This window comes from Streptomyces solicavernae, assembly GCF_029968095.1.
GTDB lineage: Bacteria > Actinomycetota > Actinomycetes > Streptomycetales > Streptomycetaceae > Streptomyces > Streptomyces solicavernae.
This window is the reverse complement of sequence record NZ_JASCIR010000007.1, coordinates 122698-140731: the sequence shown is the minus strand read 5'-3', so window position 1 is coordinate 140731 and position 18034 is coordinate 122698. Positions and strand designations below refer to the sequence as shown.

General features: G+C 72.1%; 17 protein-coding genes and 7 tRNA genes. 13 read left to right on the top strand and 11 right to left on the bottom strand.

Annotation, left to right across the window (positions count from 1 at the left end; genetic code table 11):
* Window positions 1–83: 83 nt before the first annotated feature.
* From QIS99_RS11375 to QIS99_RS11355, 5 genes are all read right to left on the bottom strand, one after another.
* Window positions 84–155: transfer RNA gene (locus QIS99_RS11375), tRNA-Val, on the bottom strand.
* A gap of 35 nt (window positions 156–190) precedes the next feature.
* Window positions 191–262: transfer RNA gene (locus QIS99_RS11370), tRNA-Val, on the bottom strand.
* A 34-nt stretch (window positions 263–296) separates the two neighbouring features.
* Window positions 297–368, bottom strand: a tRNA-Val gene (locus QIS99_RS11365).
* Between the two features lies 1 nt (window position 369).
* Window positions 370–443, bottom strand: a tRNA-Cys gene (locus QIS99_RS11360).
* Between the two features lie 37 nt (window positions 444–480).
* Window positions 481–553: transfer RNA gene (locus QIS99_RS11355), tRNA-Gly, on the bottom strand.
* 175 nt (window positions 554–728) lie between these two features.
* Here QIS99_RS11355 and QIS99_RS11350 point away from each other — a divergent pair.
* The 3 genes from QIS99_RS11350 to QIS99_RS11340 all read left to right on the top strand — a co-directional run bounded on the left by QIS99_RS11350 (window position 729) and on the right by QIS99_RS11340 (window position 3461).
* Complete coding sequence (locus QIS99_RS11350; protein WP_282513181.1) at window positions 729–1754, top strand: chorismate-binding protein; 1026 nt, start codon at window positions 729–731, stop codon at window positions 1752–1754.
* Complete coding sequence (locus QIS99_RS11345; RefSeq protein WP_282513029.1) at window positions 1751–2572, top strand: aminotransferase class IV; 822 nt, start codon at window positions 1751–1753, stop codon at window positions 2570–2572. The genes QIS99_RS11350 and QIS99_RS11345 overlap by 4 nt, the downstream gene beginning before the upstream one ends.
* A gap of 61 nt (window positions 2573–2633) precedes the next feature.
* Complete coding sequence (locus QIS99_RS11340) at window positions 2634–3461, top strand: GNAT family N-acetyltransferase (protein ID WP_282513028.1); 828 nt, start codon at window positions 2634–2636, stop codon at window positions 3459–3461.
* A 24-nt stretch (window positions 3462–3485) separates the two neighbouring features.
* Here QIS99_RS11340 and QIS99_RS11335 read toward each other — a convergent pair whose 3' ends face one another.
* Window positions 3486–4040: a DsbA family protein gene (locus QIS99_RS11335; protein ID WP_282513027.1), complete on the bottom strand. Its 555-nt coding sequence runs from the start codon at window positions 4038–4040 to the stop codon at window positions 3486–3488.
* A gap of 205 nt (window positions 4041–4245) precedes the next feature.
* On the opposite strand from QIS99_RS11335, the gene QIS99_RS11330 reads away from it, so the two are divergent.
* Window positions 4246–4674 carry a hypothetical protein gene (locus QIS99_RS11330; protein WP_282513180.1) on the top strand — a complete coding sequence of 143 codons (429 nt, stop codon included), beginning with the start codon at window positions 4246–4248 and terminating at the stop codon, window positions 4672–4674.
* Window positions 4675–4772: 98 nt separating this feature from the next.
* Window positions 4773–4925: a hypothetical protein gene (locus QIS99_RS11325; RefSeq protein ID WP_282513026.1), complete on the top strand. Its 153-nt coding sequence runs from the start codon at window positions 4773–4775 to the stop codon at window positions 4923–4925.
* Window positions 4926–4977: 52 nt separating this feature from the next.
* Here QIS99_RS11325 and QIS99_RS11320 read toward each other — a convergent pair whose 3' ends face one another.
* A complete protein-coding gene (locus QIS99_RS11320; RefSeq protein ID WP_282513025.1) occupies window positions 4978–5538 on the bottom strand; it encodes a CGNR zinc finger domain-containing protein in 561 nt (186 codons plus the stop codon).
* 238 nt (window positions 5539–5776) lie between these two features.
* Window positions 5777–6190 (bottom strand): SsgA family sporulation/cell division regulator, encoded by a 414-nt coding sequence (locus QIS99_RS11315; RefSeq protein ID WP_003959770.1) that lies wholly within the window; start codon window positions 6188–6190, stop codon window positions 5777–5779.
* A 190-nt stretch (window positions 6191–6380) separates the two neighbouring features.
* Between QIS99_RS11315 and QIS99_RS11310 the strand changes: the two genes are divergently transcribed.
* The gene (locus tag QIS99_RS11310) at window positions 6381–6839 is read left to right on the top strand and encodes a TIGR02611 family protein (RefSeq protein WP_282513021.1); all 459 of its coding nucleotides are present in this window, start codon (window positions 6381–6383) and stop codon (window positions 6837–6839) included.
* Window positions 6840–6936: 97 nt separating this feature from the next.
* Window positions 6937–7008 (top strand) — tRNA-Val (locus QIS99_RS11305).
* 69 nt (window positions 7009–7077) lie between these two features.
* On the opposite strand, the gene QIS99_RS11300 is transcribed toward QIS99_RS11305, so the two are convergent.
* Entirely contained in the window at window positions 7078–9552 is a 2475-nt protein-coding gene (locus QIS99_RS11300) for an SCO7613 C-terminal domain-containing membrane protein (RefSeq protein WP_282513019.1), read from the bottom strand.
* 92 nt (window positions 9553–9644) lie between these two features.
* Here QIS99_RS11300 and QIS99_RS11295 point away from each other — a divergent pair, with 92 nt between their 5' ends.
* Together QIS99_RS11295 and QIS99_RS11290 are read left to right on the top strand one after the other, a co-directional pair.
* Window positions 9645–10091, top strand: a complete 447-nt coding sequence (locus tag QIS99_RS11295) for an SRPBCC family protein (RefSeq protein WP_282513017.1) — start codon at window positions 9645–9647, stop codon at window positions 10089–10091.
* An 86-nt stretch (window positions 10092–10177) separates the two neighbouring features.
* A tRNA-Val gene (locus QIS99_RS11290) sits at window positions 10178–10249 on the top strand.
* A 112-nt stretch (window positions 10250–10361) separates the two neighbouring features.
* Here the strand turns inward: QIS99_RS11290 and QIS99_RS11285 are convergent.
* Entirely contained in the window at window positions 10362–11087 is a 726-nt protein-coding gene (locus QIS99_RS11285; RefSeq protein WP_282513015.1) for a 3'-5' exonuclease, read from the bottom strand.
* Between the two features lie 279 nt (window positions 11088–11366).
* On the opposite strand from QIS99_RS11285, the gene QIS99_RS11280 reads away from it, so the two are divergent.
* The 4 genes from QIS99_RS11280 to QIS99_RS11265 all read left to right on the top strand — a co-directional run bounded on the left by QIS99_RS11280 (window position 11367) and on the right by QIS99_RS11265 (window position 16169).
* Entirely contained in the window at window positions 11367–11933 is a 567-nt protein-coding gene (locus QIS99_RS11280; RefSeq protein ID WP_282513013.1) for a DUF4365 domain-containing protein, read from the top strand.
* The gene (locus tag QIS99_RS11275) at window positions 11930–13093 is read left to right on the top strand and encodes a hypothetical protein (protein WP_408909532.1); all 1164 of its coding nucleotides are present in this window, start codon (window positions 11930–11932) and stop codon (window positions 13091–13093) included. The genes QIS99_RS11280 and QIS99_RS11275 overlap by 4 nt, the downstream gene beginning before the upstream one ends.
* A 370-nt stretch (window positions 13094–13463) precedes the next feature.
* Window positions 13464–15440 carry a threonine--tRNA ligase gene (gene thrS, locus QIS99_RS11270; protein WP_282513009.1) on the top strand — a complete coding sequence of 659 codons (1977 nt, stop codon included), beginning with the start codon at window positions 13464–13466 and terminating at the stop codon, window positions 15438–15440.
* A 168-nt stretch (window positions 15441–15608) separates the two neighbouring features.
* The gene (locus QIS99_RS11265; protein ID WP_282513007.1) at window positions 15609–16169 is read left to right on the top strand and encodes an HIT family protein; all 561 of its coding nucleotides are present in this window, start codon (window positions 15609–15611) and stop codon (window positions 16167–16169) included.
* A gap of 181 nt (window positions 16170–16350) precedes the next feature.
* Here the strand turns inward: QIS99_RS11265 and QIS99_RS11260 are convergent, their stop codons facing one another.
* On the bottom strand, window positions 16351–18015 hold the full coding sequence (locus tag QIS99_RS11260) for a hypothetical protein (RefSeq protein WP_282513005.1): 1665 nt from the start codon (window positions 18013–18015) through the stop codon (window positions 16351–16353).
* Window positions 18016–18034: the final 19 nt, after the last annotated feature.

Here is an 18034-nt window from a genome sequence, read left to right as displayed (position 1 = left end):
ATCGGCGTACCAGCACGAAGTACCAGCACGAAGTACCAGCACGACGAAGCCCCCGACCGCAGGTCGGGGGCTTCAAATACGCGTGGACGATACTGGGATTGAACCAGTGACCTCTTCCGTGTCAGGGAAGCGCTCTCCCGCTGAGCTAATCGTCCTCGGGACCACGAACCCGCAGGTCGTGGGTGTTGCGTGCGCGATACTGGGATTGAACCAGTGACCTCTTCCGTGTCAGGGAAGCGCTCTCCCGCTGAGCTAATCGCGCGGAGCCCGTGCAGTGTACCGGAGTGCTTGGGCAGTGGACGATACTGGGATTGAACCAGTGACCTCTTCCGTGTCAGGGAAGCGCTCTCCCGCTGAGCTAATCGTCCTTGGAGGTGGAGACGGGATTTGAACCCGTGTAGACGGCTTTGCAGGCCGTTGCCTCGCCTCTCGGCCACTCCACCAGGAGCGTGGGAGCTCGGGAAGATCCCCCACATCCTGAGCGGACGACCAGGTTCGAACTGGCGACCTCAACCTTGGCAAGGTTGCGCTCTACCAACTGAGCTACGTCCGCTTGTTCTCCGGGGCGCTTGGCGCGTCCCGGCGACGTGTTGAACTCTAGCGGATTCCGGGCCAGGTACAAAAATGCGTTTCCGCAGCGTGCTGCGCTGCCACCTGCGCCGGGGCGGTCCGGGGCACGCCGCCATAGACTCTGCGCCGTGCACAACCCCTCGTCGACGTTCTCCCCGATGGCACGTTTCGGCAGCCTGGTGGCCACCGACCTGCGCGATGTCACCGGCGACCCCACGGCTCTCGACTCCGCCGGCTTCTGGGCCGTGACCGCGGACTTCGAAGGCCGCCTCGTGTGTGCCCGCTTCGGCCGCGTACGCGAGGAACCCGTGCCCCTGCCCGTACCCGGCCGCTGGCACGGTCCGGCCGCCGGCGACTGGACGACATCGCTCGACCGCGCCGCGTACACGGCGGGCGTCCGCCGCATCCGCGAACACATCGCGGCCGGCGAGGTCTACCAGGCCAACCTCTGCCGCGTGCTCTCCGCGCCACTTCCGCCGGACGCCGACGTGGACGCCCTCACCGCCCTGCTCGCCCGCGGCAACCCCGCCCCGTACGCGGGCACGATCCGAATACCCGGGCACGGCGTGGAGATCGCCACCGCCTCGCCCGAACTCTTCCTGCGCAGGCACGGCAACATCGTCGAGTCCGGGCCGATCAAGGGCACCGGGAAGACCGAGGCCGACCTGCTCGACAAGGACCACGCCGAGAACGTGATGATCGTCGACCTGGTCCGCAACGACCTGGGCCGCGTCTGCCGCACCGGCTCCGTGACCGTGCCCGAACTCTGCGTCGTCGAGAAGCACCCCGGCCTCGTCCACCTGGTCTCCACGGTCCGCGGCGAGATCGCCGAAGGCGCCGGCTGGCCGGAGCTGCTGGCCGCGACCTTCCCGCCCGGCTCCGTCACCGGCGCCCCCAAGTCCAGCGCACTGCGGATCATCGACGCCCTGGAGACCGCGCCCCGCGGCCCGTACTGCGGCGGCATCGGCTGGGTCGACGCCGACCGCGGCACCGGCGAACTGGCCGTCGGCATCCGCACCTTCTGGGCCGACCGCGCCGACGGCGTGCTCCGCTTCGGCACCGGCGCCGGCATCACCTGGGGCTCCGACCCCGAGCGCGAGTGGCGGGAGACCGAGCTCAAGGCGGCGCGACTGCTCGCGGTAGCGTCGGGAACGTACGACGCACTGGGAGGAAGCCTCACGTGAAGATCTGGCTCAACGGCGAGCTGCAGGAGCTCGACACTGCGCGGGTGTCGGTCCTCGACCACGGCATGACCGTGGGCGACGGGGTGTTCGAGACCCTCAAGGCCATGGACGGGCAGGCCTTCGCGCTCACCCGCCACCTCGACCGCCTCGCCCGCTCCGCCCGCGGACTCGGCCTGCCCGAGCCCGACCTCGACGAGGTGCGCCGCGCCTGCGCCGCCGTGCTCGCGGCCAACCCGATGCCGCTCGGCCGACTCCGCATCACGTACACCGGCGGCCTCGCCCCGCTCGGCTCCGACCGGGGCGACGAGGGCCAGACCCTGGTCGTCGCGGTCGGCGAGACCGTCCGCCGCCCGGACAGCACCGCGGTGGTCACCGTGCCCTGGACCCGCAACGAACGCGGCGCGCTCACCGGCCTGAAGACCACCTCGTACGCGGAGAACGTGGTCGCCCTGGCGCGGGCGCACGAAGATGGCGCCGGCGAGGCGCTGTTCGCGAACACCGTGGGGCAGCTCTGCGAGGGCACCGGATCCAACGTCTTCGTCGTGCTCGACGGCGAGATCCACACCCCTCCGGTCGCCTCCGGCTGCCTCGCCGGGATCACCCGCGCCCTGGCCGTCGAGTGGACCGGCGCCCGCGAGACCGACCTGCCGCTCGACGTCCTCGACCGCGCCGACGAGGTGTTCCTGACGTCCACGCTCCGCGACGTCCAGGCCGTCCACCGTGTCGACCACCGTCAACTCCCGGGAGCCCAGGGCCCGGTGACCGCCAAGGCCATGCGGATCTTCGACGAGCGGGCGGGCGCCGACCTGGACCCGTGAGCGTCCCCGGCTCGTCCGAATTCGGATGACGAAGAGCCCGGCAGCGGGTAGAAACCCCGTGATGACCACCACCCTGCGGCCGACCGGGCCGATCCAGCGCGATACGGACGGAGTGCGTTCACGCACCTACCAAGTGTGCGTGAACAGCCGCCCCGTGGGCACCGTCGAACTCGCCACGCACCCCGTCTTCGGCCCCACCGTGGGTCACGTCCGCCACCTCGCGATCGACGAGCCGGACCGCCGCCGCGGGCGCGGCACGGTCGCCGCGCTCGCCGCCGAGGAGGTGCTGCGCGGCTGGGGCTGCACCCGCGTCGAGGCGGCGGTCCCGTCGGCCGCCCCGGCGGCCCTCGGCCTCGCCACGGCCCTCGGGTACGTGGAGCGCAACCGCCGCATGGCCAAGCCGCTCCCCGCCTCCGGCCCGCCCGCGCTCCCGCCGGGCACCGTGGCACGGCCGATGTCCGACGCCGAGTACGTGCCCTGGCTGGCCGACGCCAAGGCCTCCTACGCGCAGACCTGGATCGAGCGCGGCGTCCCCGAGGACCAGGCCCGCGCCAAGTCGGACCACGACCACGCCCGCCTCCTGCCGGACGGCCCGGCCACGCCCGGCATGCTCCTGCGCGTGCTCGCGCACGAGGGCACGGACGTCGGCACGCTGTGGCTGGCGCTGCAGGACGACGGCGCGTTCGTCTTCGACGTCGAGGTGGACGAGCGGCACCGCGGGCACGGGCACGGCCGCTCCCTGATGCTCCTCGCCGAGCGCGAGGCGGCCGACGGGGGCGCGGGCACCATCGGCCTGAACGTCTTCGCGGGCAACACCCCGGCCCTGCGCCTGTACGAGTCGCTGGGCTACCAGCCGCTCTCGTACTACCTCTACAAACCTCTGCTCTGACGCCGCTGCTCTGGCGCCTCGGCTTCAGTCGGCGAGCAGGCGGTCGACGATCCCCTCGATCCGCTCCCGCAGCCCCTCCTGGCTCTTGCCGCCGTCGAGCCGTTCGCCGCCGATGACGTACGTCGGGGTGCCGGTGACGCCGATCGCCTTGCCCTCGGCCTGGTCGGCGTCGACGATCAGGATGTGCCGGCCGTCGATCAGCGCGGTGTCCAACTCCTCGGCGTCCAGGCCGATTTCGCGGGCCACGTCCAGAAGCAGCGCCTCGCCCTTGCGGTCGAACTCGTCGACGCGGGCCAGCACCGCCTCCACGTACGGCCAGGCCTGGCCCTGCTCCGTGGCCTCCTCGGCGGCCTGGGCGGCGGCGAAGGCGTGCTTGTGCTTCTCCAGCGGGAAGTGCCGAAGGCGCAGTTCCAGCCGGTCTCCGTAGCGGGCGCGCAGGGCGCGGACGTCGTCGAGGGCGGTGCGGCAGTCGGGGCACTGGAGCTCGCACCAGACGTCGAGGACGGGGCGGGCGGCGGGTTCGACGGCCGTGTCGAGGGGGTTTTCGAGGGGAGTTTCGAGGGGAGAGGAGTCGCTCATGGGGACAGTCTCACAGGAGTGCCGCAAGGCCCCCAACCCGGACCTGGCCCGGACCTGACCCGGACCTGACCCCCACCTGACCCCGACCTTCGGAGGAGACGGACCCGGAGATCTCCCTGAGGTCCGGCCGGATCGTGGCCCCGGGGACCCTTGCCGGTGCACGATGGAGGGAGGACGTGACCCCGAGGCCCCGCTGGAGGACCGGATGCTTGCCGAGACCATCTGCTCCGCCGTCTCCGCGGCAGGCCTGGGCATCGCCGCGATCACCGCGTACCGCAAGCGATTCCTGACCGCGACCCGCATCGCGGCGTACTCGCTCGTCCCCATCGGCCTGGTCCTGACCGGGGCCGTCGAGTGGGTCTCCGGCCTGGTCTTCAAGCCGAGCACCTGGATCGGCCTCGGACTGCTCGGGCTCGCCTGGGCGCTGTTCATGACGACCCGCACCGTGGAGCGGCGCAGAGCCGCGCGCACCACGCAGCAGGACGCCGTCGCCCCGCAGGCCTCCGCGGCCTCCCTCGGCGCGGGCCGTACGACGACGGCGCCCGCACCCAAGCGCAAGGAGAAGCAGCCCGAGGCCGCACCCGCGGACGACTTCTCGGACATCGAAGCGATTCTGAAGAAGCACGGCATCTGAGAGCCGCCGGGAAAAGACCACGTGATCCGGCGAACTCCCGCCCGTGCCGGGCGTGTTGAGCCCGCCCTCGCGGAGCCCTGCGCCATCATCGCCGCGAGATGCAGGAAACACCCCGGGGCCAGGCCCCCGCACCCACGTCCGAGCCGCGAGGCTGCCTCTTCGCGCTCTCCCAGCCGCCCCTGATGATCTTCCTCGGGGTGATCGGCTGTCTGCTCCTGGCGGCGGCGATGCACGACCTCTACTTCTTGTGAATGCCTTCCTTGTGCATCCCGTCCGTGCATCCCCGCCGCCGCCCGTGGCCGGTCAGCCCGCCGCGGCCTCCTTGCGCCGGGCCCGGTACGCGGCCACGTGCAGACGGTTGCCGCAGGTCCGGCTGTCGCAGTAGCGCCGGGACCGGTTGCGGGACAGGTCGACGAAGGCGTGCTGGCAGTCCGGCGCCTCGCAGCGGCGCAGCCGCTCCTGCTCCCCGGCGACGATGAAGAAGGCCAGCGCCATCCCGCCGTCGGCGGCGAGGTGGTCGGCGACGGAAGCGCCGGGCGCGAAGTAGTGCACGTGCCAGTCGTAGCCGTCGTGGTCGGTGAGCCTCGGGGTGGTGCCGGCCGCGGCGACCAGGTCGTTGATGGTCCTGGCGGCCGCGCGCGGGTCGGCCGCGGCGAACACCTCGGCGAACCGGCCGCGCACGCCCCGGACCGCCGCCAGATCGTCCTCGGTCAGCCGTCCGACGTCGCTGATGGCGTGGGTCCGTACGAACGCGTCGAGGGCCGCGACGTCCGCGAGTCCGTCGGGGGTGTCGTCCTCCGGCGCGGAGTTCACCAGTGCGCACACCGCGTCGAGTGCACACCGGGAGTCGTGGGTGATCAGCACGAATCGCTCCCTGGCCTTGGGGTCGGGCGCCCGCCCGCTGATGCTGGCCGATGCTACTGGCTCGACTCGAACAACTCAGCGCCGTCGCAGTGGGCGAACCCACGGCGACGGCGCCGGGAACTGCCGTATTCGGTTGTCCGGGCCCGCGCCGTCTCCCCGAGTCGGACGGCTGCGGGCTGCTTTCCTTGTAGGGCCTCGCAGGGCCTCGTAGGACCTCGTAGGGCCTCGTGGAACCTCGTCAGCTCTCGGCGAGGATGTGGGAGAGCTCCGTGTCGAGGTCGAAGTGGCGGTGTTCGGTGCCGGGTGGCACCGCGGCGTCCGTCCGCTTCAGGAAGGACTCCAGGGCCCGCGCCGGGGCCTCAAGCAGAGCCTCGCCCTCCGGGGAGCTCAGGGCGATGCAGACGACGCCCTGGCCGTGACTGCGGGACGGCCAGACACGGACGTCGCCGGTGCCCGTGGGCCGGTGCAGGCCCTCCGCGAGAAGGTCGCGGGCGAACACCCACTCGACCGTCTCTTCGGCTCCGGTGTGGAAGGTGGCGTGCACGGCGTAGGGATCGGCCGTGTCATACCGCAGTCCTGCGGGTACAGGGAGTGAGGACTCGCTCGACACAACGAGGCGCAGGTGCAGCTCGCAGCTGACCGTGGTGTTCATAAGCGCCAGGGCCTTTCGCTCAGTGTGCGCTCGGGGATTCGCACGTCGGCGAAATCGACATGCCACCTACGGTGCCGTTGTAAACCCCTCTGAGGGATTTGAGCGGCTTTCGGTAGCTCGTACAGCCGTCGGGCCGTTCGTTCATACGTCCATTCCGGTGATGCGTTTCCGTCCGGTAGTGTCTGGCGGTATGAATACGGGGAGTGACGAGCGCCACGAGGTGGAGCCGGCCGCCGCGCCGCCCGCCGGACAGGGCGAGCAGGGCGAACAGGAAGAGCAGGGGCTCGGGTCCAAGGCGCCGCATTTCATCAAGAGGCGCCGGGCGCTGCACATCAGCTGGCAGGTCGGCGTGTTCATCGTGGGCCTGGCCGTGGTGGTCGCGGGCATCATCATGCTGCCGTTGCCGGGGCCCGGCTGGGTCGTGATCTTCTGCGGCATGGCCATCTGGGCGACGGAGTTCGTCTGGGCGCAGCTGGTCCTGCGCTGGACGAAGCGCAAGGTGACGGAGGCGGCGCAGCGGGCGCTCGACCCCAAGGTGCGGCGGCGGAACATCATCCTGACGTCCATCGGCCTGGTGATCGTCGGCGTCCTGCTCGGGATCTACGTCTGGGAGTTCGGCATCGTCATGCCCTGGAAGATCGACGCGTGACCGGGCGAGTGGCCGAGGAGCCGCCGACGCGTGGGGCTGCTGCTCGCAGGCGTGGTCCAAGGCCCGTCTGAAGTGCGGTAATGTTCTCCGTGCGCCCGGGCGATTAGCTCAGTGGGAGAGCGCTTCGTTCACACCGAAGAGGTCACTGGTTCGAACCCAGTATCGCCCACCCGGCCGAAGGTCCGTGAGACATCTCGTCTCACGGACCTTCGTCGTTCCCGCCTCCGGCGGCGGCCCGTCAGTGCATGCGCCCCAGGACGTCCCGCAGCCGCCGGGCGTCGCGCAGCCGCTGTTCGTACGTGGCGCCGACGGCGAGGAGCAGCAGTCCGGCCAGGGCCGGCGGCAGCCAGCGGGGAAGCGCCCCGACCACCTGGACGACGTACGGCGCGAGCTCGTGCGCCGCGACCAGGGCGAGCACCGTGCCGCCGAGGACCAGCGGGGCCTGCAGCCGGTGGTGGGCGCCGAGCAGGGTGAGCGTCAGAGCGGCGAGGCCGAGGAGCAGCGGGCGCAGCCAGTGCGGGTCGGACCAGGCGGCGATGAGGCTCGGCAGCAGCGTGGCGGCCAGGCCCGGCCCGTACGCGGTCCACGAGGACGCCTCCGGGGCGCGGCGGCGGCGCAGGAAGCCGAGGGCGAGGGCCGGGACCGTGACCGGCAGCGTGTACGGCTCCGGAGCCGTGACGTCCCAGGCGGCCAGGCGCACCCAGCACGCCGCGGCGAACAGGGCCCCGGCGGCGTACGACACCGGGCGGCGGTCCGGGCGCAGGGCCGTCGCCGCGGCGATCACGCCGGCCAGGGCGAGGGTCAGGGCCAGGCTCGGGGTGTGCCGGCCGGACAGGACGACGGCGAGGCCCGCGGCACCGGCGCCCGAGATCTCCAGCGGTACGGCGACGTGGAGCGCGCGCAGGCGGGCCGCGAGCAGCGCGGTCGCGACGGGCACGACGAGGACCGCGAGGGCGACGCGGTGCGGCGGCAGGCCGAGCGCGGCCGGAGCGGCGACGGACAGGCCCGTGGCCCAGAGCGTCGCGACGCAGGCGAGGACCGACCGGCGGGTGTCGTCCGCGTGCAGCACCGCGGCCGCGGCACAGCCGGCCAGCACCACCCCGAGCACCGCGAACGTCGCCGGCTCCGTGGCGAGGGACAGCAGCGCCGCACCCGCCGCCGACGCGAGACCGCAGGCGAGGAGGACCCACGCGAGGCGCGGGCGCGCGGCGCGGGCCAGTGCCGTGGCCGCGGCCAGGGACGCCACGGCGAGGACGGTGTGCGTGCCGAGGGCGGCCGCGTACGGGAGTCCGAGGGCCAGCGGCAGCGTGCTGAGCGCGGACCAGAGCAGGGCCGGGGCGGCGCAGGCGGCCGTGGTGCTCCAGGCGCGCCGGGCGTCGTCGGCCCGGGTCAGGCGGTGCGCGGCCCAGGCGGTGGCGGCGAGCGCCAGCAGCGTCACCGGGACCGCCGCGCCGTCGGCCGTCGGGCCGTCCGGGTAGACGCGGGCCGGCGTGCCCGTCCACGTCCGCTCCGTCCAGGTCGCAAGGCCCGCGACGGAGAGGAGGGCGGCCGGCACGGCCCACAGCAGGGCGACGGCCAGCGGCGCGGCCGCGGCGCCGGCCAGGCCGCGCCGTACGGCCTGCGGAAGCTTGCTGCGTACGGCGGTCAACAGGGCGATGCCGCAGGCGAGATGGGCCAAGGCCGTCCACTCCTCGGGGACGGCCGTGCGCAGGAAGCCGCCGGCCGCGAGGACCGTCGCGAGACCGGCGACCGCGGCGCAGGCGGTGGACAGGCGGGCGTGCGGGGTGCGCAGGGCCGCGCCCAGGGCGATCGCGGCGGCGAACAGCAGCAGCACGCCCGCCCGCGCGGCCTCGGCGGGGTCGGATGCGGTCCAGGTCAGCGTGGTCGCCGTCGCCAGGGCGCTCACGCCGAGGAGCGCGGCGGCCCCGCCGGCCGTGCAGCGGACCGGCATCCGCTTGACCAGCAGGGCGAGGGCCGTGTCCGCGGCGACGGTGGCGAGCAGCGCGACCGTCAGCGCGTGGGCGTCCGCCTCGGCCGCGATCGCGCCGAAGAACAACGGGAGTTGAGCCGCGACGACGGCGGCCGGCAGCGGCGCGTGCAGCTTCGGCAGGAGCAGTCCGTACCCGGTCCAGACGGCGGCGAGCACGGCCGAGGCGACCGCCGTGTAGGCGGCGCCGTCCGCGTCCGGCACGGCGACGCGGTGCAGCGCGTACGCGTCGAGGACCGTCAGGACCAGGCCGAGCGCAGCGACCGCCTCGGCCGTCGCGGCGAGCCCGCGGCGCTGCAGCAGGACCGGCACGCCGAGCGCGGCCAGGGTGACCGCGCCGAGCACGACCGAGCGCCCGCCGATGCCCATGCTTCCCCAGCTGACCAGGGTGAACGCCAGCGCGGCGACGGTCAGCAGGAGGCCGCCGAGTACCAACAGGACGTTCTGGACGCTCGGCGGCGACGACTCGGCGTGCGGGCGCGGCCCCCAGGCCTGCGGCGCGGCCGCCGCCGGACGGGGTGCGGTTCCCGGCGGCGGGGGCGCGGTGGGCGGCCCGGCCGGTGCGGGAGGCCGGGCCGGCAACGGAGGCCGGGCCGGCTGCTGCTGTGCCAGGACCGAGACGAGCCAGGCCCGGCGGGTCAGCAACTGGGTGCGGCGCGCCTCCAGTTGGCCCAGCTCGTGGTCCAGGATGCGCAGCTCTTCGGCCGGTGGCGGAAAGGTGCTCATGGCTGCAGTGTGGTCCGCGTCACGACGGCCGACATGGGTGCGGGTACTCAGTTCCGGCTGAGTACCCGCCCGCCGTCCCGCAGACTCGGGGCATGGACTGGTGCCACTACCGCTTCCGCAGCGTCTGGAACGTGCCCGCGCGCGCCGAGGCGGTCTTCGCCGTGCTGGAGAACGCCGAGGAGTACCCGCTGTGGTGGCGGCAGGTCCGCGAGGTCGTCCAGGTCGACGAGCGCAGCGGCCGCGCCCGCTTCCGCTCCGCGCTGCCGTACGACCTGAACGTCACCCTCCACGAGCGGCGCCACGACCCCGCCGCCGGAGTCCTGGAGGTCGGCATGAGCGGCGACCTGGACGGCTGGGCCCGCTGGACGCTCACCCCGGCCGGGGGCGGCACGCGCGTGCTGTACGAGCAGGAGGTCGACGTACGACGGCCGCTGATGCGGAAGTTCGCCGTGCCGGGGCGGCCGGTGTTCCTGCTCAACCACGCGTTGATGATGCGCTCGGGGCGGCGCGGACTGATCGGGCATCTCGGTACGACCTGACGGCGGGCGCCCGGGGAGGGGAGTGCCGGGCTCCGGATACGGTTTGGAGGAGGGGCGCCCGGACCTGTATGGTTCAGTGCGTTCCCGGGCGATTAGCTCAGTGGGAGAGCGCTTCGTTCACACCGAAGAGGTCACTGGTTCGAACCCAGTATCGCCCACCGGGAAAGACCGGTCCGTCGCTGACGGGCCGGTCTTTTTGTGCACGCCGGTCTTTTTGTGCGCGCCGGCCATCCCGTTGTGCGCGTCGGCCATCTCGCTGTCGTACGACTCTCAGGCCGCGGCCGGGAGTTCCGGGCGCAGCGGCCACGCCGGATCGACCGCCTCCGGGGTGCCGTTGCGCGTGAACCACGCCTGCAGGCCGCGCGCCTGGGCCGCGTGCCACACCGCCTGCAGGGCGTGCAGCTCGGCCGCCGAAAGGCGTTCGAGCCGGGCCGCGAAACGGCGCCCCACCGCGCGTACCACCTCCAGGGAGGCGAGCGCGTCGGCCGCCGCGTCGTGGGCGTCCGCCAGCTCCACCTCGTACTGGGCGCAGAGGTCGGTCAGGGTGCGGCGGCCCTTGCGGTAGCGGTCCAGGTGCTTGTCCAGGACCCGCGGGTCGAGGACGCACAGCGGGCGGCTCCCCAGGTAGTGCGAGAGCGACGACGCGCGGTGGCGGCGCAGTTCGCGGTCCAGGAGCGTCAGGTCGAACGGCGCGTTCATCACCACCAACGGCCGCCCCGCCGCGGTCAGATCGGCCAGCTCCCGGCCCAGCTCCTCCATCACCGGCGCGGGCCAGCGGCCGTTGCGGTGCAGATGGTCCTCCGTCAGGCCGTGTATCCCGGTGGCCTCTTCGGGTATCGGAACGCCCGGGTCGACCAGCCAGCGGGTCGCCCGTGCCCGGCCTCCCGGGGTGTCCTGGACGACGATCGCGGCCGACACGATGCGGTCGTTCTCCACGTCCACGCCCGTGGTCTCGGTGTCGAATGCGGCAAGTGGTCCCTCGTACCAACACGTCATGGCGATGCAACTCCCTGGGTCCGCAGGGCAGTTCCCCGGCCCGGCCCGCCCGCCGTCCGCTCGTCACCGGTGGCGCCTCGGGTTCGCGCGCCCCGCCTTGCCTGCCCGAACTCGTGATACCCGGGCTGTTTGCCCGATACGCGCAGCGGTGACAACACAGGTGACGGGCCGGTGAGTTGGACGGTCCGGGGGTGTGTGACGCGCACTCCGCTCCGGCGTACGCGGCGTACGCGCCCCGATGCCTCTCGACAAATCCCCGTACCGGAAGGCCTGTTCGCCATGGCGCTCGCGCAGCCCGAACAGGGTGGGCTGCTGCCCGAGCGGATCGCACCGCTGCGCGGCACGCTCGCCACCACCGCCTGCATGGAGACCCTGCAGGTGGGCTATCTGCACGCCGTGGCGGCAGCGGCGGGGTGTTCGCTCTCGCAGCCCTTTCCGGACAACGGCATCGACTGGCACGTCAGCCACAGCGCCCCCGGGCACACGGTCGACGACGAAGTCACCATCAAGGTGCAGCTCAAGTGCACCTACCAGCTGGCCCCGAGCCCTTCCGGCCCGTTCTTCTCCTTCACGCTCGACAACCCGCACCTGGAGAAGCTGGCCCGCACCCCGGTCTCGGTGCACAAGATCCTGGTCGTGATGATCGTGCCGCGCTCCCGCGACGACTGGCTGCGCGCCGGGCACGACCGGCTCGACCTCAGGCACTGCTGCTACTGGACCAACCTGGCCGGGCACCCCGTGCGGGGGCGGCACCGGACCACGGTGCGGATCCCGACCTCGCGGATCTTCGACGACCGGGCCCTCTGCGAGATCATGACGCGCGTCGGGACGGGAGGGAGACCCTGATGCACCGCCCGATCGACGAACCCCCACGCTTGGTACGCGGCGCCATGCCGGACCCGGACGCCGCGCGCGTGGACCCCGGCGTCCTCGGCGCCCTCCTCGACCGGCACGGCTGGCGGCGGCGCGGCGGAGCGACCGGCCGGTACGCCCGCTGGACCCCGCCCGACGGCACCTGTGGCACCAGCCTCCTGGTCCCCGAGAGCCGGGCCTTCCCCGACAGCGACGACCTGCTGGGCGAGGCCCTGCTCGCCCTCGCCCGCAGCGCCGCCCCGTCCGCACGCGCGGTGCTCGTCGGCCTCGCGGTGCCCAGCGACGAGCTGACCTGGACCCGGGACGTACCGCCGGGTCCGGCCGGCACCGCCGCCTGGGGTGTGGAGGAGCAGCTGCGGAACTCCGTACGGCAGGTGCTGCTCGCCGGCGCCCTCGCCGTGCGCGACCGGGCCGGGTACTACGGGGCACGGCACCGCAGGGCCGCCGCCGCCTCGCTCACGAGCGTCCTGGTGGGGCCCGCGCACGGCGGCCGGCGTCTCACCGCGTTCGTGCCCGCCGCAACCGGCCGGGCCCTGGCGGTGCGGCTGCACCACGCGCTGTCGGCGGCCCGCGAGGCCGTCGACTACCGCCGCGCCACGGGCGGCATGGAGGCCTTCGACACCGCCGTCGAGGCAGGCGTCAGCCACGAGCTGACCGAGGCCCTGGTGACGCTCGTACGCGGTACGGAAGGGGCCTGCGTCGACCTCGCGTGGGCGCCCGCCGCCGGGGTGCCCGAGGGGTGCGCGGCCCGGCCCGAGCCCGTCGAGTTCTCGCCCGGCGACCTGCCGGTGCTGCGTGAGGCCTCCGCCCGCTACCGCCGGGCCGAGCCCTCCGTGCCGGTCCGGATCACCGGGACCGTCGTACGGCTGCGCCGGGCCGGACCGCGGGGGAGCGGCACCGTACGGCTGCGGGTGATCACGGGCGCGGACGTCCCGCATGTCCGGATGACCCTCGACGAGGAGGCGTACCGGATCGCGGGCCACGCCCATCTGGTCGGCCTGCCGGTGCGGGTGCGGGGCAGGCTGGAGAGCCGCGGCGGCTTCCGCAGGCTGACCGACACCTCGGAGGTGGTGCCCGTCCAGGTGGACGAGGCGGAGCGGGACCGGATGCTGAAGTCGCTGCTGGGGGACTGAGGCGAGCGGGGGCGAAAATCCAGCCTGTCCGGCGCTTGAGGACTAGGGCCTGTCCGGCGGATCTTCGCGGAATAGGCCGCGGCGTCTGGTGCGTGCTCTCGGCGTGCGCCCGGATCGCCCTCGTACTGGACGTACTTGGGTGATTCGGGCGTGCGGCGAGAGTGCGTGCCAGGCGTCGTGGACCCGCGGAGATCCGCCGGACAGGCCCTAGCCCAAAGGGCGATTGACGGTGCCCGAGCCGACGGCGCGGGTCGTGTCACGGAAGGCCACCCCGTATCCGTTTCGCGAACGGCTCCGTCGGCTCGGTACGATTCCTCTTGCGCTGCCGCAACAAGTTCGCGGCGCATCCACCTTCAGGCAGGAGAGACCGGTGTCAGACGTCCGTGTGATCATCCAACGCGATTCCGAGCGGGAAGAGCGCGTGGTGACGACGGGCACTACGGCCGCCGATCTCTTCCCCGGTGAGCGCACCGTCGTCGCCGCGCGCGTGGGCGGCGAGCTGAAGGACCTGGCGTACGCCGTGCAGGACGGCGAGGAGGTCGAGCCCGTCGAGATCTCCTCCGAGGACGGCCTGGGCATCCTGCGGCACTCCACCGCGCACGTGATGGCGCAGGCCGTGCAGGAGCTCTTCCCCGAGGCCAAGCTGGGCATCGGCCCGCCGGTCAAGGACGGCTTCTACTACGACTTCGACGTCGCCGAGCCCTTCACGCCCGAGGACCTCAAGCGCATCGAGAAGAAGATGCAGGAGATCCAGAAGCGCGGCCAGCGGTTCTCCCGCCGCGTCGTCTCCGACGACGACGCCCGCGAGGAGCTCGCCGGCGAGCCGTACAAGCTGGAACTCATCGGCATCAAGGGCTCCGCCTCGCACGACGACGGCGCGGACGTCGAGGTGGGCGGCGGCGAGCTGACCATCTACGACAACCTCGACCCGAAGTCCGGCGAGCTGTGCTGGAAGGACCTCTGCCGCGGCCCGCACCTGCCGACCACCCGCAACATCCCCGCGTTCAAGCTGATGCGGAACGCCGCTGCGTACTGGCGCGGCAGCGAGAAGAACCCGATGCTGCAGCGCATCTACGGCACCGCCTGGCCGTCCAAGGACGAGCTGAAGGCGCACCTGGAGTTCCTCGCCGAGGCCGAGAAGCGCGACCACCGCCGCCTCGGCAACGAGCTGGACCTGTTCTCGATCCCCGAGCAGATCGGCTCCGGCCTCGCGGTCTTCCACCCCAAGGGCGGCATCGTCCGCCGCGTGATGGAGGACTACTCGCGCCGCCGGCACGAGGAGGAGGGGTACGAGTTCGTCTACACCCCGCACGCCACCAAGGGGAAGCTCTTCGAGACCTCGGGCCACCTGGACTGGTACGCCGACGGCATGTACCCGCCCATGCAGCTCGACGAGGGCGTGGACTACTACCTCAAGCCCATGAACTGCCCGATGCACAACCTGATCTTCGACGCGCGCGGGCGTTCGTACCGTGAACTGCCGCTGCGCCTCTTCGAGTTCGGGACGGTCTACCGGTACGAGAAGTCCGGTGTCGTGCACGGCCTGACCCGCGCCCGCGGCTTCACGCAGGACGACGCGCACATCTACTGCACCCGCGAGCAGATGGCGGACGAGCTCGACAAGACGCTCACTTTCGTCCTCGGCCTGCTCCGCGACTACGGCCTGAACGACTTCTACCTGGAGCTGTCCACCAAGGACCCGGAGAAGTACGTCGGCTCGGACGAGGCCTGGGACGAGGCCACCGAGGTCCTTGCCCAGGTCGCCGAGAAGCAGGGCCTGCCGTTGGTCCCGGACCCGGGCGGCGCCGCGTTCTACGGCCCGAAGATCTCCGTCCAGGCCAAGGACGCGATCGGCCGGACCTGGCAGATGTCGACCGTGCAGCTCGACTTCAACCTGCCGGAGCGCTTCAACCTGGAGTACACCGGCCCGGACGGCACCAAGCAGCGCCCGGTCATGATCCACCGCGCGCTCTTCGGCTCCATCGAGCGCTTCTTCGCCGTGCTCCTTGAGCACTACGCGGGCGCCTTCCCGGCGTGGCTCGCGCCGGTCCAGGCGACGGGCATCCCGATCGGGGACGCGCACGTCGAGTACCTGCAGGAGTTCGCCGCCCAGGCGAAGAAGCAGGGGCTTCGGGTCGAGGTGGACTCGTCCTCGGACCGGATGCAGAAGAAGATCCGCAACGCCCAGAAGTCCAAGGTGCCGTTCATGGTCATCGCGGGCGACGAGGACATGGCCGCCGGCGCCGTCTCCTTCCGCTACCGCGACGGCTCGCAGGAGAACGGCATCCCCGTCGCCGAGGCCATCGCGAAGATCGCGAAGGTCGTCGAGGAGCGGGCGCAGGTCTGACGCCCCGCAGGTGACCTGTGCCGGGCGGCCTGTGCCGGGCGGCCTGTGCCGGGCGGCCTGTCCCAGGCGACCTGTGTACGAGGCCCTGGAGCGCGGCAGCAGCGCTCCGGGGCCTCGGGCTTTGCCGCTCCCCGAACCCGGCGACGCATCGGGCCCTGGCCACGCCATATGCTGCACACCATGACGAGTGACCCGGAGCAGCAGAACGGAGTGGGGACGCAGGACGCGTTCCAGCGCCTGTGGACGCCCCACCGGATGGCGTACATCCAGGGCGAGAACAAGCCGACCGGCCCGGGGGCCGGGGACGGCTGTCCGTTCTGCTCGATCCCCGAGATGTCCGACGAGGACGGCCTGATCGTCGCACGCGGTAACCACGTGTTCGCGGTGCTCAACCTGTACCCGTACAACGGCGGACACCTGATGGTCGTGCCCTACCGGCACGTCGCGGACTACACCGAGCTGTCCTCCGCCGAGACCGTCGAGCTGGGTGAGTTCACCAAGCAGGCGATGGTCGCGCTGCGCACCGCCTCCGGCGCGCACGGCTTCAACATCGGCATGAACCAGGGCACCGTCGCCGGCGCCGGGATCGCCGCGCATCTGCACCAGCACATCGTGCCCCGCTGGGGCGGCGACACGAACTTCATGCCGGTCGTCGGCCACACCAAGGTGCTGCCCCAACTCCTGGGCGACACCCGCAAGATGCTCGCCGACGCCTGGCCTCGCGTCTGACCCTCCGGCTGCTGCCTGCCTCCGTGGTGCTCACGTCCTCGCCTACGTGAGCACCACGATGCATTTCCGGGGCTTTTTCCGGCGGCTTTTCCGGCTTGTTCCGGTGGCTTGTTCCGGTGGCTGTTTCCGGGTGGCGCGAGCCCCCACTTCGTACCTGACGGGTGGGCTCGTGCTACGGGCCCTACGCGTCGTAGACGTCCGCCTTCGTCGGGGCCGCGTCCTGGACCAGGTTGCTGAGGAACAGCGAGCGGGTGCCGAAGCGCTCCGTGTCCACGCCGTTCTCCTCCAGGACCCGCATCGCCGAGGCGTGCACCACCCGCAGCACCGGCGTGGCCGCGCGCAGGGCGTCGTCCGCCATGAAGCGGTGCCGCCACGGCTTGTCGGCCCAGGCGTGCCGCAGGCCGAACGGCTCCGGCAGGGCCAGCTTGCCGCCGAGGAAGTCCAGGATCGGCGGGAACCAGGTGAACGGCGCGCGGGCCGCGAGCCGCACCACGTCATCGGCCTCTATCAGCGGCAGCTTCACCTCCCGCGTCTCCCAGAACTTGACGGTCTTGGAGACCTCCTTGGTCTTCGCCTTCGGCTTCGTCGTGAACAGGGAGTGCACCGGGCCGAGCGCGTGACCCGTGACCTCGATGCGCAGCGTCTCGTGCAGCACGGTGACCGTGATCAGCATCGTGATCACCAACTGGCCGTCCCAGAGCCGGAACTGGACACCGAGATAGTGCCGGTCGCCGCTGCCGAACTGCTGCTCGTTGCAGATCCGCTGTATCTCGTGCGGCTTGACCTGGAAGGCCTCCACGTCCGTGCCGGAGGGGCGCGCCACCTCCGTGGCGCCCTCGGCGACCGGGGAGACGATCCAGTGGCGTATCGACGGGGTCGGGAAACCGCCGGTGTGCAGCGGGCCGCGCTCCAGCATGCGCAGCTGGTCGTGGATCGCCCGCACCACGTCCCAGCTGCGGAACGGGTGGATCTCCGAGGACCCCGCGCGCGGGACCAGTTCCTCCGCCAACTGCCAGCTGCCCCAACGGGTTCCCATGCCGAGGATGCCCTTGGGCCCGGCGTAGAACACGGAGTTGGACTGCTGCTCGGCGGTGAGCCGGGCCAGGCCCTGGCGCAGCCGCTCCGCCGCCGTCTCGCCGGGCGAACCCGGCACCGCCTCGGGGATCTTGGCGCCGATGCCGCCACCGGAGAGCAGACTCTCCCAGCGGCCGCGCAGGTCCTTGGCCGTACGCTCGCAGATCTGCTTGGCGAGCAGCCAGCCGATCACCGGGGCGATCACCATCGCCCGCAGATAGAGGCTGAGGAAGCCCGTGAACGGCAGCTTGACCAGGAAGATCACGGCCACCGCGCAGGCGGCGACCAGGAGGGCCGTACCGAACGCGGTCTTCTTCTTGTCCTTGCCTTCGCCCAGGCTCTTCTTGAGCTGGAAGACCAGCAGCCACAGCAGCATGCCGGGCAGGAACAGGACCCCGAACAGCACGGTCACCGCGGTGAGCCGGGTGTCCCGCTCCTTGCGGATGCGGGTGGCCGCCAGACAGTGCTCGACCACGGACTGCGGCTCGATGCCGAAGGACTGGATCAGCGGCTTGCGGGCGCCGCCGAGCATCCGCACCTGCACCGCGCGTGCGAAGGCCTCACCGAGGTCAGGCTTGAAGAGCGACAACTTGCCCTTCTTCACCTCGGACTTGTGCCATTCGTTGTTCGCTTTGAGTATCTCGTCGACATCGCTGTCGCGGTACGCCGCCGACGCCAGGGCGTGCGTCGCCGCCGTCTCGCCCGCGGCACCCGAGAGCGGCACCTGCGCCCCCGGCGTGAAATCGAAGGCCGAACCGATGTCGTCCGCCACTACAAGCCCCCTCGCCGCA

What these genes read in the sequence shown, in the direction of transcription:
- QIS99_RS11350 (WP_282513181.1), top strand. Translation starts at nt 729, where the DNA reads ATGGCACGTTTCGGCAGCCTGGTGGCCACCGACCTGCGCGATGTCACC.
- QIS99_RS11340 (WP_282513028.1), top strand. Translation starts at nt 2,634, where the DNA reads ATGACCACCACCCTGCGGCCGACCGGGCCGATCCAGCGCGATACGGAC.
- QIS99_RS11335 (WP_282513027.1), bottom strand. Translation starts at nt 4,040, where the DNA reads ATGAGCGACTCCTCTCCCCTCGAAACTCCCCTCGAAAACCCCCTCGAC.
- QIS99_RS11330 (WP_282513180.1), top strand. Translation starts at nt 4,246, where the DNA reads ATGCTTGCCGAGACCATCTGCTCCGCCGTCTCCGCGGCAGGCCTGGGC.
- QIS99_RS11325 (WP_282513026.1), top strand. Translation starts at nt 4,773, where the DNA reads ATGCAGGAAACACCCCGGGGCCAGGCCCCCGCACCCACGTCCGAGCCG.
- QIS99_RS11315 (WP_003959770.1), bottom strand. Translation starts at nt 6,190, where the DNA reads ATGAACACCACGGTCAGCTGCGAGCTGCACCTGCGCCTCGTTGTGTCG.
- QIS99_RS11310 (WP_282513021.1), top strand. Translation starts at nt 6,381, where the DNA reads ATGAATACGGGGAGTGACGAGCGCCACGAGGTGGAGCCGGCCGCCGCG.
- QIS99_RS11300 (WP_282513019.1), bottom strand. Translation starts at nt 9,552, where the DNA reads ATGAGCACCTTTCCGCCACCGGCCGAAGAGCTGCGCATCCTGGACCAC.
- QIS99_RS11295 (WP_282513017.1), top strand. Translation starts at nt 9,645, where the DNA reads ATGGACTGGTGCCACTACCGCTTCCGCAGCGTCTGGAACGTGCCCGCG.
- QIS99_RS11285 (WP_282513015.1), bottom strand. Translation starts at nt 11,087, where the DNA reads ATGACGTGTTGGTACGAGGGACCACTTGCCGCATTCGACACCGAGACC.
- QIS99_RS11280 (WP_282513013.1), top strand. Translation starts at nt 11,367, where the DNA reads ATGGCGCTCGCGCAGCCCGAACAGGGTGGGCTGCTGCCCGAGCGGATC.
- QIS99_RS11265 (WP_282513007.1), top strand. Translation starts at nt 15,609, where the DNA reads ATGCTGCACACCATGACGAGTGACCCGGAGCAGCAGAACGGAGTGGGG.